Source organism: Pseudomonas sp. GW823-FHT06E10, from assembly GCF_058794995.1.
The window spans coordinates 285928-301694 of record NZ_JBXAHJ010000006.1 but is presented as its reverse complement, the minus strand read 5'-3'; the positions used below and the strand labels follow the sequence as shown (position 1 = coordinate 301694).

The following is a 15767-nucleotide window of genomic DNA, read 5'->3' as shown; positions in this document are numbered from 1 at the left end:
AGCAGAAAGTTGTCGAACAATTTACCAACGGCACTTGCGCAATGATGTGACCCCTGCTTGAATCAGGACGTCGGCCGAAATGTGACCGACGAGTCACCCCATACTTCTAAGAAACTTTTTGCCGGTAGGAACCCAAGGGTTCCGGCCTCATCCGGCAGACTGCCCGCCAATAACAATACCCGTCGACCGGACTGCAATGGATCGACATGGGCCTCTCAAATTCCAGGCGTATGCCTACCTGTCACAAAGCTCGTGCAATCTCATTTGCGCGCATACCCGCTTGCCAGGAGTCTTATGACATGAGGCCAGAAATCGCTGTGCTGGATATACAGGGTCAGTATCGGGTTTACACGGAGTTCTATCGCGCAGACGCCGCAGAGAAGACCATTATCTTGGTCAACGGCTCGATGGCCACGACTGCGTCGTTTGCACAAACCGTGAAAAACCTCCATCCGCAGTTCAACGTCGTCTGCTACGACCAGCCCTACGCGGGCCGGTCAAAAGCCCACAACCTGCATGAAAAAATGCTCACCAAGGAAATCGAAGGACAGATCCTGCTGGAGCTGATCGACCACTTCGCCGCCGAGCACGTGCTGTCGTTTTCCTGGGGCGGTGCCGCGACCATGATGGCATTGTCGCAACGGCCACGGCGCATCGAAAAAGCCGTGATCAGCTCGTTCTCCCCTGTGATCAACGCGCACATGCTCGACTACCTCGAGCGCGGCGTCGAACACCTCGGCAACCTGGATCGCGACCGGGTCGGGCACCTGGTGAACGACACCATCGGCAAACACCTGCCGTCGTTGTTCAAGCGCTTCAACTATCGCCACGTCAGCTCCCTGGCCGAACATGAGTACGGGCAGATGCACTTCCACATCAGCGACGTGCTGCACAGCGATCGCCAGTGCTACCTGCACGCGGCGAAGAAAATCGACGTGCCGGTGCTGTTCCTAAACGGCGAATGGGACGAATACACCGCCGCCGACGACGCCCGGTTGTTCGCCGGCCACGTGCAACACAGCACGTTCAGCACCATTCAGGCCACCGGCCACTTTCTCGACATGGAGCACAAGGCCGCCTGCCGAGACAGCCGCAACGCACTGATGGGCTTCCTGAAACCAGCGCAACTCGAAAGCCGACCGCGTTACCACAACGCCCAGGAACACCATGCATTGGCAGGCTGAAGTAGCGTCATCGCGAGCAAGCCCCGCCCTGCTGCGTTAAACGTATTGCGCAGGCGCGGGGCTTGCCCGCGATCGACCGTCATGCGGTCCGGGTTTTTTTGTCACATCTGCGTTAAACCCGCCCCACGTAAAGAAAAACTTCAAATCGCCGGCCGTATCTGGTACAAAGTCAGCGCTCTGAGCGGGTGTCGTATAATGGCATTACTCCAGCTTCCCAAGCTGATAACGAGGGTTCGATTCCCTTCACCCGCTCCAATCGAATTTTGATCTCACGTCAGGGTTGTTTTGACGGGGGATGCAGAGACAGAAAAAACCGGCCTTGATGGCCGGTTTTTTTGTGTCCGGGATTTGGTGGATTTTGCTTCTTCAGCCATTCCGCCATTTTCCCTGATCGATTAGCAAGTGCCCTTGGGCGATAGCGTCTATCCTGAGACCTGTTAGCGTTTTTTTCGAAAAGCACGGATTTGTTATCAAATTCAATCCGACATTAGTGTTTTCACCGTTTCGAAATTAACGTTTTCGCATAAGATCAAGGTTCTGTTAGCGTTTTTCTTGTCCCAGTAAAGGATTTCGTCAATGCAAGTCGGTTTCAAGACCCTCGCGACCCGTTACGACATCGCACTGGCACAGCCTCTGCGCGTCGAATCCATGATCGGCACTGTACGTGTCAATCGCGAAACTGACGGCAATGTGGAGAACCGATACCCGACAAGCTATCGGCCCGCAGACGATTTCGCAGGACATTTCGAATTCGGCCTCAAGTACGAGGAGATCCACCTCGAGTTCTTCGCCCGCCTGTTTGCAGCCATAGGCCCGCTGCCTGTCGAAGAGTGGTGTCGACGGGAGCCTTTCGGTCAATACGCCCGCCGCACGGGGTTCCTCTACGAATGGCTGACAGGCGAACGCCTGGATGTGCCTGACGTGACCAATGGCGGCTATGTTGATGTACTTTCGCCCCAAGACTATCTGACTCGTCGCGACGCTCTGCGAACTCGTCGTTGGCGCATCAACAACAACCTGCCGGGGACAGCTGAGTTCTGCCCCTTGGTTCGTCGTACGGTGCCAGTGCAGGAAGCTCTGCAATTCAATCTGCGCGAAGCATTGGGTGAATTGGATCAGGCCTTTGGTGCCGACATCCTGATGCGTACGGCCAGTTGGCTGACGTTCAAGGAATCGCGCGCGAGTTTTCTCATCGAAAAGGAAGCCGGCCAGGCGGATCGCATCCAGCGGTTTGCCCATGTCATTGCCCAGCACTGCGGTCATATCAAAGACCCGTTGAGCAACGACAGCCTGCATTCCCTGCAAGCTGGCATTCTTGGACATGACGCCATCGGACTGGGCTTGCGGCGCTCTCCCGTATTTGTGGGGCAAGCCACGATGCGCGAGGACATCGTGCATTACATTGCCCCCCATTTCGCAGACCTCGCTCAGCTCTTGGCAGGCCTCAACGAGTTTGAGGTCGCAACCCGTGGTGCTGAGTCAGTGGCACGTGCCGCAGTGTTGGCATTTGGCTTCGTGTACATCCATCCCATGCGCGACGGAAATGGCCGGATTCACCGCTTCCTGATCAACGACACCCTGGTTCGGGACAAGGCAGTGCCCGACGGCGTGATATTGCCGGTCTCTGCCACAATCACAAGCTCGATCGACTTCAGGGCCGGCTACGATCGTACGCTCGAAGTATTCTCGCGACCGTTCATGCGACGTTACGCGACGGCCCATCGGTTCGGCGAACTCGTGACCTACGAGGACGGTACTCGCAGCAACTTCATCTTCGATGAATATGAGGACGCGCGTTTTGCCTGGCGCTATCCCGATCTGACCGAACACGTCCTGTACACCGCACGCGTTATCGAGCACACGATTAAAAAGGAAATGGCGGATGAAGCCAGAGTACTGGTGATCTTTCAGCGAGCACAGGAACAGTTGAAAGAGGTATTGGAAATGCCAGACCAGGACGCGAATCGCATCATTCGCTCTATCAAGGAGAATGGCTGGACGGTGTCGGGCAAGCTGAAGAAAGGGTATCCGCAACTTGAAGATGAGCGCGTGGCAGAGCGCGTTGTGGAGGCTGTGCGTTCTGCGTTTGAGGATTGAGAGGTGGGAGGTGGATTAAGTAAAAAAAAGCACTTTTAGCCGTTTTTTGTACCCGGAATTTGGTCGAATCATGACCGATCCAGCTCTACGTGGATAAATAAGTCCGTCACCTTTTCCTTTTTTCCTTGATAAATAAATCCGCCACCTTTTCCGTCGAGGCGAGGCGCGCTCTGGGGCTTTCAAAGTCGACGGTGAGCCAGTACTGGCATTCGGATGTGTGAGCTGGATACGGCGGAGTTGCACTGGAGGAGGCGAGAAATAGCACAGCTACCACCAAACTCATCCATTACCGCTGTGGCAGGGAACGAAGGTGTTTACACACCTGCTCCCAACGACCAAAGCGGAAACGTTCGTATTGTCGTACAGGTACGACTTTCTCATGATTGCTCATGGACAAACCCTCCATTTTTTCTCAGCACTGCCGCTGATAGCCTTTGCGCCCCTTGCGCAAAGCTCATGCGGTTTGGAGGGTCAGGCAGGATGGAAAGGAGTCGCTGGTGGTAGCTGCCAGGCTATCCTAGCAGCGACCTATGGTGAATGGAAGAGTTTGGTGGCACATTGCCGCCACCCATGTCTGGGCCGGGTTTGAAGCTGTTTAAGGCTGATTGGCCGTCATGCGCCCCCAGGATTAACGCCCTCTTCTTCCACCGCTGTGCCGCCCATCATGACGGCGTAATGCTCGGGATATCCGGATTTCGCAAAGACGCCTTCAAATTTCTCAATCATTTTGTCTGCGCCCCAACCACCGAAGTCAGTGACATTAATTGCGCCGCCATGTGACTGCCTGTTTATGTACCGATAGAGTGGTTTAAATTCCAGATCATCTTTTTCCAGTGCCTCAAGCGCCTTCAGCAGGTCATCGCTTTTGTGTATGAAGCCAAAATAGTGCTCTAGAATATTACGCATCATATTAGGAAGCACCGCAGCATGCACTTTCGAATCGCGTGCGTCCCTGATCACCTGCCAATAGGTTTCGTAATCGTTTTTGATCTCCTCATGCCCTAGCTGGGCAAACGCACTATGGGTTCCTTTTGAAACCCTAAAACAGGCGTATTTCTTGGTCACCCCCTTGGGTGCATTTCTTAACAACTCATGGAAGAAAAACAAATTATGGGTAAGAACAATGACTTGCTTGAATCCTACAGTGGAACACAGAACGCGGTGATAAATATGCGCCGCAACCTCATAGACATAATTGTGCGACAGGCTGGAAATAGGGTCGTCGATCACAATTACCCTGTCGCTGAGCACCACAGGCTTGTCAGCGTCGACACTACCGGTGCAGAGCTCCAGGAAATACAAAAAGGTTATGAGCGTCTTCTCACCCTCACTCAGGGACTTATATACGTCGTTGGAGTTCTTCTCACGAACCAGACGGTAGCTAGTACCTTCCCCATCAGTTTTTTTAAGAGTAAAACCACTGATACCGATACTCGCAATAGCGGAATTGATTTTCTTAACCGACTCCTCCACATTGGTCATCTGGCTCTGGCATTCAGCAATGGCCTCAAAATCTTTATCTTTTTGATCACTTAACTCTTTTTTCTTTGCATCCAAATCTGCGGCGCTTTTAAAGTATATTTTTTCTGCGCCTTTATGGGCTGTGATGATTTTATCAGCCTGCTTCCGCATCAACTGCCAGACTTCTGAAGTCACCTCAGCAAACAGCTGATCCTTCTTGGTCAATCTGAGATTATAATCGTCGTCTTTGACTTTCTGCGCCTTGATTGCAGCATTCAAGCGATCTAGCGCATCGTTAGTCGACTCTAATGAAACAGCTTTAGATACTGACCCGAGCTTATCAGCTAGCCTTGTGCGATTGATTGTGAGTAACCGCTTCAAATCACCCTTAGCTTTGATGAAATCGGCATCCGACTGGATAGCTGAGGCGAGATAAGTCGCTGACTCCAAATCAACCTCTAATACATCAGCCGCTTTGGTATATCGATTTTTGAGCTGAACGACCTTAGCAACTTCCTCATCGTAGCTTTTGTCAAATAACGACTTTACATGGCTTTGAAACTCATGAGGAAGCTTCTGCTGGCAAAGCGGACATGTATTCTCGGACTGTTCCAAATAGGGCAAGGCATTTTTAACCCAATCAGAATTGCCCAGCTTTTGGATCAGGTCAGCCAGATAGGAATCGCCTGAAGGCGTAATGACTTTCGCCAGAATCTCATCGCGTTCAAACTCTTCCGCATTGAAATTTATATACGGTAGCGCCGGCAATGGTTGCTCATCGGATGAGCTAAGTGACTTTGCCGCTTCAGACAGCTCCTTCTTCGAACGGATCGCGCCTGTCGGCAGCGGTATCTTCTCCAACTGATCCTTGAAGTTCTCCTTCTGCCTCACGCCCTTAAAACAAGCGCCTAGATCCCCCTTTTCGAATTCTAGCCTGATCTCCCAGAGCGCATCCTTATAAGCCGTAGCAGCTTTAGCATTGCCGTCGTCGATTCCCGCCCGCTTCTTATTTATGCGTTCGATTTCGTCAGCAGCCGCGTCATAGCTCTGTTGCAGTTCAGCAATTTTTTCTTTTGCGTCAATATTGCCTTCGTTCAACGTAAAGATACCAGGATGACTTTCCTGATGAAAATTCTTCTCGACAAACTTTTGATTATATACGAAAACTTGTTCTTGCTTGATTTGCGGATCAACTTGACACTTCTGATAACGGTTGCCCGTCAGATCCTGCAAATAATTCCCAACGGTTGACTTACCGGATCCGTTGAGACCGTAAACAAGGTTGATACGTTTCAACGGGCCAAGATCGGCAAATTTATCATCGGGATAGCTGGTAACGCTTTTTATTGAAATTTTATTAATCATCGAGCATTCCATTGGCAGGTGAGTGTCAATTTGCTACCAAACTATATCAGCGTAGTGGCCATTTCATAGCCCATTCCTACGGGCGGAGGTCATTCGGGTGAACATGGCCCTCAGATCAGATACAGGAGGGAGTAATGAGATCGCAGATCACAAGTACCAGCGCCTCGTCTTCGCACGCCAGGCGATTGATGGCGGGCTATAAGATTACCGGGCGCATGGCCGGTGGTTATGGGTACGAGGTATATCGCGCATCCCCCCCCCCACCTGCCCACGCACCTTTCCCAAAGGTTCGATTCCTATACACGCTCCACAAATGCCTCTGTCTCAGCAAGTTAGCCATCCCACCAGCATTTCAGCTAACGCTAGTAACGAAACCCTTCACTGAAGCGACCTCCAGCGACCTCAAGCTAGGGATTCCAGTTACGCATTGATCGCGTGGTCTGCATTAGGGTAGGCCGATACAAGAAGCACCGTATTCGGCCCATTGCCCGCTACTCAATCTATACCTAGGTGCGCATTCAATACGGCCTCCGACATTCGATGCAGACGCAATAATTCACTGATTTATATTGTAAAAATTGATGTAGATCTTTACACAACTACACAATACTAAGTGAATCGACCGGAGTAATGGGTCGATTCCCTTCACCCGCTCCAATCGAATTTTGATCTCACGTCAGGCGGTTTCGACGGGGGCGGGATTTGGTGATGGGCCTACCGAAGTCGGGCAACGGCCCATTTTTAATGGATCAACAGAGCGCAACACTCGAAAAAGCAACGTCCTACACGACACTGGGAAATGTCCGTAGACTTGCGCATTGCTGTGCCTTTGTCATGAGACCTATAGTCCGAACGCGCCCAAATGGCGTATCGGGTTTGGCGACTCGGTAACAACGGTACAGAGGGCTCCGAGGATTTTTCGGAGCGCTTTTGATCACGCTTGGCTGCTTTTCGGTAGCTGTGCGTGGGAGACCTCCGGGTCTGCCGGTTTCACCATTGTCCGGTTCGCCAACCCGCGTACAGCTACCACCCTATTGTTTGGCGACAATTGAGTGGTAGGTCTTCCACCTACAATTGGTACTCACTCATGAATGAATATATGGCTTTAACCAGCAACGCCGACGACCTCCCCTCCCTCTACGTCAACACCACCCAACCCCTGCACTCCCTGCTCAGCACCGCCAGCTACAGAATTCGCGCCGTGACGCAGCTTCTTGAAAACCTCGCGATGCGCGGCGACCTGACCTCTGACACAGTTGTACTCAGCGACTTCGCATTGCTCTGCTGCGTGCCATTGCGCGATGGTTGCGATGTGCTGGACGTTATCGCTCGACGCATGGATGCAGAACCCTCCTGACAGTCCACCCGGCGCCTTTCGGGGGCGCCCTTTGGGGTTCATAACCTCACCCGCTGTGTTCACGGAGGACCATGAACATGTTTTACCCGATTGCGATTTTCATGGACGACGACGAACATGCGTGGGGTGTTGAAGTCCCGGATGTGCCAGGTTGTTTTAGCGCCGGTGAAGATCTGGAAGATGCAATAGCCATGGTTCAACAAGCCATTGAGGGGTATTTCGAGATGCTCGCCGAGAACGGTGCACCCTTCCCCTCAGCCAGCAGCGTTACCCTGCACACATCTAATCCAAAGTACGCTGGCTGTACGTGGGCACTGGTGGAAATCGACGTGATCGAGTAACTGATTGGAGCCCCTGATATGACTCAAAACAGTGGGTTGGTGTTCAGCGCTGAATGTGACCCTGCCACCTGGACGCTCATATCTTTTGCGTATAGATCACCGCAAGCGAGTAAAGAAGCCGTAGAGCTGCGTTGAGCCCAGCAACAGTTCCCTTATTCTCCCGGCTCATCCTTCGCCTGGAGATCAATATGCACAATTCAGAGTTGGGAATCATGATCATTTCATTGATCGGGTTGTTCGGCTTTGCGTCCTTTGCCTTTGAGTGTTTGAGTGCCCGGCGCTCAAAAAAGAACAAGCCACAGTGATTTTTCAAAACCATAAAAAGGGGCAGATGACGCTCATCAACTGTCCCTGTTTTGCTTCAGCGGGTCGCGACGATAAACAGTCGCGGAAACGGCAACAGCACCGAACCATCGGCCATGGCCGGGTACGCCCGCTCGATAGCAGTCTGATATTGCTTCAGATACTGCGCCCGCTCCGCCTCGTCCAGCGGATCGAGAAACGGTCGCAAGCCACTGCCCTTGAACCACTCCACCACGCCAGATGCACCGCCTGTGAGCGGATGATGGTAAGTGGTGCGCCACACATCGACGCGGGTGCAACAGGCTTTCAAAATCGAATAGTAGCCACTGGCATCGGCCATTTCGGTCCTCTGCCCGGCGGCACCTGCCAGTTTGCCGACCCATGGACCATCAGCGGCGACTTCACGCATCAAGCGGTGCGAGTGTTCATTCAGGTTGTCAGGCATCTGCACGGCCAGGCTGCCACCCGGCGCCAGTTTGCTCACCAGCGACGGTAGCAACGTGGCGTGATCAGGTACCCACTGCAACACCGCGTTGGCGAAAATCACATCGAACGGGCCACTGTCATTCCAGGTGTCGATGTCGGCGATGTCGAATTGCACCTGCGGCAAGCGCTTGCGCGCGGCGTCGATCATGTCGCTGGAACTGTCCAGCCCACGCACCGTGGCATCGGCAAAGCGCTCCACCAGCAACTCGGTGGAGTTGCCGGGCCCGCAACCGATATCGATGGCCAAGCGCACGTCCCCGGCGGGGACAGCCGCCAGCAGGTCACGGGCGGGACGGGTGCGTTCATCTTCAAAAGCGACGTACTGTTTGGCGGACCAACTCATTGCGTTCTCCTGTCGGTACGTTGTCCTCGGGACGCTACGATACCGCGGTGAGCACCGCTAAAGGTTTCAGAAAATAACCTTTTCGATCACGTCGAGTGTTTGACCTCAATGGCCTGAATCCAACGCATAACCCCAAGCCGCATCTGGACCAGTGCTGAACAGAAAAACGGCGCGTGACTGAAGCCCCGCGCCGTTTGTGTTCAAACCTTCAGGTCAACGACTGGCTTGCAACGCCTTGGCCATTTCCAGGTGATTTTGCAATTTAGGCAGGGTTTCTTCGGCGAACGCCTTGATTTGCGGCACGTCGGTGGTCTGCGCCTCTTGTTGCAGCTGTTCGATGGCTTCCTGCGTGGTCTTCACCTGACTGGCTGTATAGGCCTCGTCGTAGGTCGCCCCATCCAGGACTTGTGGCATCAGGGTTTTGGCCTTTTCGACAATTTCTTCCCGGGGGGCGACCGGTATATCCAGTTGTTTGGCGATTTTCGCCAGGTGCTGGTTCGCCTTGGTGCGGTCGTTGATGACGATAATGGTGTAGTCCTTGACCTCTTTGGACTCGGCTTTCTGGTGCGCCAGGCGACTTGCTTCAATATCGGCAATACCTTTTGCCGAGGCCTCGTCGATGAACTCGGCAGTCGACTGGGCAAAGACGCCGCTGGCAAACAAGCCCAGTAACGTGGCAAGACTGGCATTACATAATCGGGTGGCCATCCGGTTCATGGTCGCGCCCTCCTCTTCAAATTCAAACGGGAGCTTTCGCCCCCGCTTCTCAATCAAAACCACCATCATCCATTACTTGGATTTCTGTCCGGGCTTGCGGCCCATGTCGGGTTTCGCAGGCTCTTTGTCGACAGTCGTCGTGGTGGTTTTCCCACCCTTGCGACCGGCTTCAGAGGCCTTCGTTCGATCATTGGCGAAGTTCCCCGAGTTCGAGTTTCTTGAATTAGGCATGATTCTCTTCCTCTTGGTGGTAGTCGCGGCGAGCTGTAGCCCGCATAGAATCTGAATTTGCGCGCCCCAAAAGGTTTAGAAAATTACGTGGATACCACGACGAACGGTGCGCGGTTTTTCAGACCAGTCGCAGGTGATGCTCGCGTTTGGCGCAGTACATCGCCTCGTCGGCATGCCGGAACAATTGCTTCTCTTCGGTGCCGTGATCGGGGTATCGGGCGACGCCGATGCTGGGCTGGATATTCAGGCTGTGCCCGTCCAGGCGCAGGGGCTGACCCAGGACCTGGCGGACTTTCTCGACCACAAGGTCGGTATCGTCCGCCGCGTGAATGCTGTGCAGCAACACCACGAATTCATCGCCGCCGATGCGGGCCACGGTGTCGATTTCCCGCACGCAGCCCTTGAGCCTGTTGGCCACCGCTTGCAACAGCATGTCGCCGACCGCGTGCCCATGGGTGTCGTTGACTTGCTTGAAGCGGTCAAGGTCGACGTACAGCAGCGCCATGCGCCCGCCGCCTTCCCGGGCCACTTGCAGTGACGCCTTGAGCCGTTCGCGCAGCAACTCGCGGTTGGGTAACTGGGTCAGTTGGTCGTACTGGGCCATGTGTTGCAGGCGGGCGTGCAATTGCTTGCGCTCGATGGCGGTGGCGACCTGGGCGCAGACGTATTGCAGCAGCTCCTTGTCTTGCTCGGTGTAGCGTTCGCCGCCCGGAATGCTTTTGACGATCAGCGCGCCGATGGTGCCGTTTTGCGAACTCAGCGGCACACCCAGCCAACAGGGTGCGTTCTGTTCGGTCTGCAGCATTTCGAAGCCGGCAAGAGGTGGGCACTGGCCCGGAGTCAACAGGATCGGCTGCCCCGTGCAGATCACCTCGACACACAGGCGCCCGGTCATGGTTCCGGGCTGTTCGGGCTGTGGCTCGTGGTCATCGACGTGATAGGGGAAGTTCAGCTGTGCGCAGTGCTGGTCGTACAGCGCCACGGAAAAACTCAATGCCGGCAGCCATTCGCCGATGATCATGTGGATGCGCTTGAACAACGCCAGCAGATCCTCTGTCGCATGGGCCGCTTCAGAAATCGCATACAACGCTGCCTGCCGGGACTCGGCCTGCTTACGCTCGGTGATGTCACGAGCAACGGCGATGCGCAGTTGATCGTCCTCGGACCAGCGTGCCGACCAGAGGATGTGCACCACACTGCCATCCTTGCGCAGGTAGCGGTTTTCGAAGTTGAGCTTGGGCTCACCGCCCATGATCTCCCGGGCGGCGTCGAGGGTGCGCTGGCGATCGCCCGGGTGCACCATGTCGATCATCGCCTCGCCGATCATCTCATCGGCGCTGTAGCCAAAAATGCGCTCGCATGCCGCGCTGACAAAGACGAAGCGGCCCTGCTTATCCACCGCACAGACGGCGTCCAGCAACAGATCGATATAACTCGCCAGCGGCGCGGAATTTCGGTTTTCCATGGTTCAGCGTGGGTGCCCCGATAATGCAGCGCTCTTCAATCATCCCTGCCCCGTCAGCCTTGCATCCCTGTGATTACATTCAAGCCTTTTCCGGCATCAGCCCCGGCAACGCATGGACCAGCGCATTAATGGCGAAACCGATGAACATTACCCCGCACAACCGGGTGATTGCCAGTTCATGACGCTGGTACAAGGTGCGCACACGCCGTGCACCGACGATGCCGATGAGAATAGCGTAGGCGAGCAACCCGCCGACGAAACTCAGGGCGATCAGCGCCGGCAGCATTGACCAGTTGAGCAGTTCCGCGCGACTCGACAGCAATGCCGTGAACGTCGCCACCGCCACCGGATAGGCCTTGGGATTGGTCAGGCCAAACAGGATGCCGTGCCAGAACGGCTGCCGCGCCGGGCCTTGCGGCGCATCAGCGCTGCTGCGGCGGGCGCGCACCGCACGCCAGCCGAGCCAGAACAGGTACAGGCCGCTGAGCACACCGAGCACGTCAAACGCCGTACTGCCGATCTCCCGCGCACCGACAATCGCAATCAGCGCCGTGCTGCACCAGACCACATCGCCGAGCAAATGCCCGCACAGAAACCCCGCCCCGGCCCGTCGCCCATGGGCCGCGCCAATGCCGAACACCGCCAGCACACCCGGTCCCGGGGTGATGCCGTAGATAAAACCCGAGGCAAGCACGGCCATTAGCAACGATGGGGTCATGGGGAGTCCTTTTGAACGGCTTGGTGAATGGTGGCCAGTCTATATCAGGTCATTGCCTGTCGACTGAAACATCTCGACAGACGAACGGGCTGGCCCCGCTTCACTGATGACGGTGTAACATGTTGTATTACAAACCACTACATCGAGACCACCATGTCAGTTATGTCCCTGCGCATACCAGACGAAATCGCCGATACTCTCGCGAGTCTTTCCAAAGCAACGGGCCGCAGCAAATCATTTCTGGCCGTGGATGCGCTGCGTGAGTACCTGGCCCGTGAAGCGTGGCAAATCGAGGAAATTCAGAAATCCTTGAAAGAAGCCGATGAAGGTGACTTCGCGACACAAGAACAAGTGAACGCAATTGCAGACAAGTGGACGGCGAATGCGCGTTGAGTGGTTGCGTACGGCGTTAAAGAATCTGGATGACGAAGCCGCGTACATTCCCATCGAGCATCCAAAAGCTGCAGCAGATTTTGTCCAGGCAATTCTCGCCAGTGTCGATCACCTTGCCCGATTTCCAGCGACGGGCCGTGAAGGACGCCTACCCGGTACCCGGGAATGGGTCATGCCTGATCGCCCCTATTTGATTCCCTACCGGGTTCGCCAAGGTCGGCTTCAGGTACTGCGGATTTTTCATACGCGTCGCCTGCAACCTTCCAATTGGTAAAGGCCATTTGGAAAAGCCTCTAGCGTTCGATCCCCTCCCCAATCCTGCGATTCAACCAGTTCAACGCCTGATCCCCACCCCGCCGTTTATGCCACGCCAACACAAAGGTGAACGACGGAATGTGAAACGGCGGTGGCACGACAACCAATGAAGACTGATCGATATCGCGCAAGCCGCGCGACGCGACGGTGAGGATCAGGTCGGTGCCGCTGATGAGCTGCGGGGCGACGCTCCAGTGCGGCAGGCTGACAGCCACACGCCGGCGTTCGCGCAATGCAGTCAATGCACGCTCGATTTCCGGGGTGCCGCTGCCGCGCATTTCCAGCAGGACGTGAGGCCGAGCCAGGTAAGTGGGCAGGTCGAGGACACCATCGGCGGGCAGGCTGTTGCGGTCCACCAGGCAGGCATAGTGCTCTTCGAACAGGGGCGTGCTGCGCAACTCATGGGGCATTTCCGGGAATACACCGGCGGCGACATCAATGTCACCGTTGAGCACCCCTTCGAGCATGCTTTCGCGGCTTCCATGGCTGATTTGCAGGTCGATGCCCGGCGCTTCGCGGCGCAACGTTCGGATCAGTCCCGGCAAGACAATGGCGGCGCCGTAGTCGGACATCGCCAGACGGAAGGTGCGCTGGGTGGTCGCGGGATCGAAGGCGTTCGGCGCCAGCAGCGCTTGCACCTGGGCCAGGGCTGCGGCCAGCGGTACCACGAGTTCCAGCGCTCGCGGAGTCGGCACAAGACCGGCACCGGCGCGCACCAGCAGCGGATCGCCGAGCAGGTCACGCAAGCGCGCCAGCGCATGGCTGACCGCTGGCTGGCTCAAGTGCAGACGCTCGGCCGCCCGGGTCACGTGTTGCTCGCTGAGCAAGGCGTCGAGGATCACCAGCAAGTTGAGGTCGATACGGCGAAGATTATTCATCTGCTGCATGTTCTGGATAACAAAACGGAATTTAAATCTGCGCGACGAATACCCTAGAGTCCAGCAAAACCTGTTGGAGATCGATCATGAGTACGTTGCATTGGGCCGGTCTGATTGGACTGGCGATGATCGCCGGGGCGGTGGTGCCGTTTCAGAGCGCGATCAACGTCAATCTCGGGCGCGGGTTGGGCCATCCGCTGTGGGCGACACTCGCCTCGTTGCTGGTGAGCGTCGTGGTGCTGATGCCGATCATCGTTGCGATGCGCTTGCCGTTGCCATCACTGGCATTCATCAGCAAGGCGCCGCTCTGGATGTGGGCCGGTGGCGCTTTTGGGGTGATATTCATTTCCCTGGCATTGGTGCTGCTGCCCAAGCTGGGTGCCGCGGGGTTCATGGCATTGGCGCTGGCGGGGCAAGTGGTGGCGTCGTTGTTGCTGGATCACTTCGGCTGGTTCGGGTTGGCGGAGCGGCCGATCAGCTTGCCCAAGGTGTTCGGGGTGGTGCTGTTGATGGCCGGGGTGGTGTTGATTCAATTTAGTGAATCTGCGGGAAAAGCGATGACAGCGACTTCTTGAACATCAAAAGATCGCAGCCTCCGGCAGCTCCTACGGGGATGCGTGGTCCGAGCAGGAGCTGCCGAAGGCTGCGATCTTTTAAAACTTATCGAGTGTGCGCAACTTCTGCGGCAACCCCCACAACAACAGCGCCACCGCAATCAGCGCACACACACCAATGACATACAGCGCCGGCGTGGTGCTGCCGGTCAGATCCTTGATTCGGCCGACCATCACCGGGCTGACGATGCCGCCGAACTGGCCCAGGGTGTTGATCACCGCAATCCCGCCGGCCGCGCCCGCGCCGGCACCGGCCAGCAGTTTCGGCGGCAGGGTCCAGAAGCTCGGGATGGAGGCGATGATCCCGGCACCGAGCAGGCCCAACGCAATAATCAGGAAGGTCGTGTGACTGGCGAAGATCCCCGCACAGAAGAACCCGACCGCACCGACCGCCACCAGACCGGCGACAAACTTGCGTCGCTCGCCAGAAGCATCGGACAGCCGTCCGATCACCACCATGCTGATGGCGCCGCAGATATAAGGGATAGCGGTCAGCAAGCCGATCATCACCGGACTCTCGGTACCTGCGCTGCGGATCAGTTGCGGCGCCCAGAAATTCAAGCCGTAGGACGCCACCTGAATCAGGAAATAGATCAGCCCCAAAGTCAGGAAGCCCGGAATCCGCAGGGCGGCGAGCAGCGAACCACCGCTCTTGTGCGGCTCATGCTGAGCGATACGGCTGGCCAGCAAAGTCTTCTCCGAAGGCGTCAGCCAATGGGCGTCTTCGATGCGGTCCTTGAGCAGGGTCAGCACCAGCAAACCGAGGCCGATACACGGAACGCCACCGAGCAGGAACAGCCAGTGCCAGCCACGCATTTGCAGCACACCGTCAAGGTGTTGCAGCACAAGGCCCGAGAACGGCGCGCCCACCAGGCCAGCGAACGCCGACGCCAGGAACAGCATCGAGGTGATGCGCCCGCGATAGTGCTGCGGGAACCACAGGGTCAGGTAATACAGCACGCCCGGAGCGAAACCCGCCTCCATCGCGCCGATCACGAAGCGCAGCACGTAGAACTGCCATTCGCTGTTGACGAACACCATGGCCGCCGTGGCCAGGCCCCAGGACATCATGATCCGGGCGATCCAGCGCCGGGCGCCGACCTTGTACAGCATCATGTTGCTGGGCACTTCGAAAATCACATAACCGACCACGAACAACCCGGCGCCGAGGCCGTAAGCGGTGTCGCTCAGGCTCAGGTCGGCCTGCAGCTGAAACTTGGCGAAGCTGATGTTGATGCGGTCGAAAAAGGCGAACAGGTAGCAGACCATGATCAGCGGCATCAGGCGCCAGGCGACTTTGCTGACCAGGGCTTTTTCGGTGTCGTGGCTAACGGCCGGGCTCGCGCCGGCCTCCAGTGCATTAAGGCTCATTGCGTTTCTCCAGGCGGACTTCCCGTGGGTGTCCGATTGTTTTTGTTGTCTGGTAAATGTTCGATTTCACTGTAGGAGCGAGCTCGCTCGCGATGAACCTGAGATCGCCGCGGGGTATCTGGCATCCA

Annotated in this window: 14 protein-coding genes, 1 tRNA gene and 1 pseudogene; 8 read left to right on the top strand and 8 right to left on the bottom strand. The window is 56.1% G+C overall.

Going from position 1 to position 15767, the window contains the following annotated elements:
• Positions 1 to 299 precede the first annotated feature (299 nt).
• The 3 genes from AC1Q6Y_RS12875 (at position 300) to AC1Q6Y_RS12865 (ending at position 3281) form a co-directional block, all read left to right on the top strand.
• On the top strand, positions 300 to 1184 hold the full coding sequence (locus AC1Q6Y_RS12875) for an alpha/beta fold hydrolase (RefSeq protein ID WP_057716040.1): 885 nt from the start codon (positions 300 to 302) through the stop codon (positions 1182 to 1184).
• A 181-nt stretch (positions 1185 to 1365) separates the two neighbouring features.
• A tRNA-Gly gene (locus tag AC1Q6Y_RS12870) sits at positions 1366 to 1439 on the top strand.
• A gap of 321 nt (positions 1440 to 1760) precedes the next feature.
• Positions 1761 to 3281 carry a Fic family protein gene (locus AC1Q6Y_RS12865; RefSeq protein ID WP_492624654.1) on the top strand — a complete coding sequence of 507 codons (1521 nt, stop codon included), beginning with the start codon at positions 1761 to 1763 and terminating at the stop codon, positions 3279 to 3281.
• A gap of 612 nt (positions 3282 to 3893) precedes the next feature.
• Here the strand turns inward: AC1Q6Y_RS12865 and AC1Q6Y_RS12860 are convergent.
• On the bottom strand, positions 3894 to 6107 hold the full coding sequence (locus tag AC1Q6Y_RS12860; RefSeq protein ID WP_492624653.1) for an AAA family ATPase: 2214 nt from the start codon (positions 6105 to 6107) through the stop codon (positions 3894 to 3896).
• A gap of 1087 nt (positions 6108 to 7194) precedes the next feature.
• Between AC1Q6Y_RS12860 and AC1Q6Y_RS12855 the strand changes: the two genes are divergently transcribed.
• Complete coding sequence (locus tag AC1Q6Y_RS12855) at positions 7195 to 7464, top strand: hypothetical protein (protein ID WP_057716042.1); 270 nt, start codon at positions 7195 to 7197, stop codon at positions 7462 to 7464.
• A 77-nt stretch (positions 7465 to 7541) separates the two neighbouring features.
• A pseudogene (locus AC1Q6Y_RS12850) lies at positions 7542 to 7796 on the top strand (type II toxin-antitoxin system HicB family antitoxin); the annotation flags it as partial.
• Positions 7797 to 8166: 370 nt separating this feature from the next.
• On the opposite strand, the gene tam reads toward AC1Q6Y_RS12850, so the two are convergent.
• The 5 genes from tam to AC1Q6Y_RS12825 all read right to left on the bottom strand — a co-directional run bounded on the left by tam (position 8167) and on the right by AC1Q6Y_RS12825 (position 12068).
• The gene (gene tam, locus AC1Q6Y_RS12845) at positions 8167 to 8937 is read right to left on the bottom strand and encodes a trans-aconitate 2-methyltransferase (protein ID WP_492624652.1); all 771 of its coding nucleotides are present in this window, start codon (positions 8935 to 8937) and stop codon (positions 8167 to 8169) included.
• 213 nt (positions 8938 to 9150) lie between these two features.
• Positions 9151 to 9654, bottom strand: coding sequence for a DUF4142 domain-containing protein (locus AC1Q6Y_RS12840; RefSeq protein WP_150814268.1), 504 nt, complete (start codon positions 9652 to 9654; stop codon positions 9151 to 9153).
• 72 nt (positions 9655 to 9726) lie between these two features.
• Positions 9727 to 9885: a KGG domain-containing protein gene (locus AC1Q6Y_RS12835; protein WP_007976786.1), complete on the bottom strand. Its 159-nt coding sequence runs from the start codon at positions 9883 to 9885 to the stop codon at positions 9727 to 9729.
• A 118-nt stretch (positions 9886 to 10003) separates the two neighbouring features.
• Positions 10004 to 11350, bottom strand: coding sequence for a sensor domain-containing protein (locus tag AC1Q6Y_RS12830; RefSeq protein WP_407514074.1), 1347 nt, complete (start codon positions 11348 to 11350; stop codon positions 10004 to 10006).
• A gap of 79 nt (positions 11351 to 11429) precedes the next feature.
• Positions 11430 to 12068: a LysE family translocator gene (locus AC1Q6Y_RS12825; RefSeq protein ID WP_090453620.1), complete on the bottom strand. Its 639-nt coding sequence runs from the start codon at positions 12066 to 12068 to the stop codon at positions 11430 to 11432.
• 153 nt (positions 12069 to 12221) lie between these two features.
• Here AC1Q6Y_RS12825 and AC1Q6Y_RS12820 point away from each other — a divergent pair, with 153 nt between their 5' ends.
• Complete coding sequence (locus AC1Q6Y_RS12820; RefSeq protein WP_492624651.1) at positions 12222 to 12461, top strand: CopG family ribbon-helix-helix protein; 240 nt, start codon at positions 12222 to 12224, stop codon at positions 12459 to 12461.
• Entirely contained in the window at positions 12451 to 12735 is a 285-nt protein-coding gene (locus tag AC1Q6Y_RS12815) for a type II toxin-antitoxin system RelE/ParE family toxin (RefSeq protein WP_492624650.1), read from the top strand. Before AC1Q6Y_RS12820 ends, AC1Q6Y_RS12815 begins: the two co-directional genes overlap by 11 nt.
• 19 nt (positions 12736 to 12754) lie before the next feature.
• On the opposite strand, the gene AC1Q6Y_RS12810 is transcribed toward AC1Q6Y_RS12815, so the two are convergent.
• Positions 12755 to 13663, bottom strand: coding sequence for a LysR family transcriptional regulator (locus tag AC1Q6Y_RS12810; protein WP_492624649.1), 909 nt, complete (start codon positions 13661 to 13663; stop codon positions 12755 to 12757).
• Positions 13664 to 13740: 77 nt separating this feature from the next.
• Here AC1Q6Y_RS12810 and AC1Q6Y_RS12805 point away from each other — a divergent pair, with 77 nt between their 5' ends.
• Positions 13741 to 14229, top strand: coding sequence for a DMT family transporter (locus AC1Q6Y_RS12805; protein WP_492624648.1), 489 nt, complete (start codon positions 13741 to 13743; stop codon positions 14227 to 14229).
• Between the two features lie 78 nt (positions 14230 to 14307).
• On the opposite strand, the gene AC1Q6Y_RS12800 is transcribed toward AC1Q6Y_RS12805, so the two are convergent.
• The gene (locus tag AC1Q6Y_RS12800; protein ID WP_492624647.1) at positions 14308 to 15639 is read right to left on the bottom strand and encodes an MFS transporter; all 1332 of its coding nucleotides are present in this window, start codon (positions 15637 to 15639) and stop codon (positions 14308 to 14310) included.
• Positions 15640 to 15767 lie beyond the last annotated feature (128 nt).

What these genes read in the sequence shown, in the direction of transcription:
- AC1Q6Y_RS12830 (WP_407514074.1), bottom strand. Translation starts at nt 11,350, where the DNA reads ATGGAAAACCGAAATTCCGCGCCGCTGGCGAGTTATATCGATCTGTTG.
- AC1Q6Y_RS12820 (WP_492624651.1), top strand. Translation starts at nt 12,222, where the DNA reads ATGTCAGTTATGTCCCTGCGCATACCAGACGAAATCGCCGATACTCTC.
- AC1Q6Y_RS12825 (WP_090453620.1), bottom strand. Translation starts at nt 12,068, where the DNA reads ATGACCCCATCGTTGCTAATGGCCGTGCTTGCCTCGGGTTTTATCTAC.
- AC1Q6Y_RS12815 (WP_492624650.1), top strand. Translation starts at nt 12,451, where the DNA reads ATGCGCGTTGAGTGGTTGCGTACGGCGTTAAAGAATCTGGATGACGAA.
- tam (WP_492624652.1), bottom strand. Translation starts at nt 8,937, where the DNA reads ATGAGTTGGTCCGCCAAACAGTACGTCGCTTTTGAAGATGAACGCACC.
- AC1Q6Y_RS12855 (WP_057716042.1), top strand. Translation starts at nt 7,195, where the DNA reads ATGAATGAATATATGGCTTTAACCAGCAACGCCGACGACCTCCCCTCC.
- AC1Q6Y_RS12875 (WP_057716040.1), top strand. Translation starts at nt 300, where the DNA reads ATGAGGCCAGAAATCGCTGTGCTGGATATACAGGGTCAGTATCGGGTT.
- AC1Q6Y_RS12860 (WP_492624653.1), bottom strand. Translation starts at nt 6,107, where the DNA reads ATGATTAATAAAATTTCAATAAAAAGCGTTACCAGCTATCCCGATGAT.
- AC1Q6Y_RS12800 (WP_492624647.1), bottom strand. Translation starts at nt 15,639, where the DNA reads ATGAGCCTTAATGCACTGGAGGCCGGCGCGAGCCCGGCCGTTAGCCAC.
- AC1Q6Y_RS12835 (WP_007976786.1), bottom strand. Translation starts at nt 9,885, where the DNA reads ATGCCTAATTCAAGAAACTCGAACTCGGGGAACTTCGCCAATGATCGA.
- AC1Q6Y_RS12810 (WP_492624649.1), bottom strand. Translation starts at nt 13,663, where the DNA reads ATGCAGCAGATGAATAATCTTCGCCGTATCGACCTCAACTTGCTGGTG.
- AC1Q6Y_RS12840 (WP_150814268.1), bottom strand. Translation starts at nt 9,654, where the DNA reads ATGAACCGGATGGCCACCCGATTATGTAATGCCAGTCTTGCCACGTTA.
- AC1Q6Y_RS12805 (WP_492624648.1), top strand. Translation starts at nt 13,741, where the DNA reads ATGAGTACGTTGCATTGGGCCGGTCTGATTGGACTGGCGATGATCGCC.
- AC1Q6Y_RS12865 (WP_492624654.1), top strand. Translation starts at nt 1,761, where the DNA reads ATGCAAGTCGGTTTCAAGACCCTCGCGACCCGTTACGACATCGCACTG.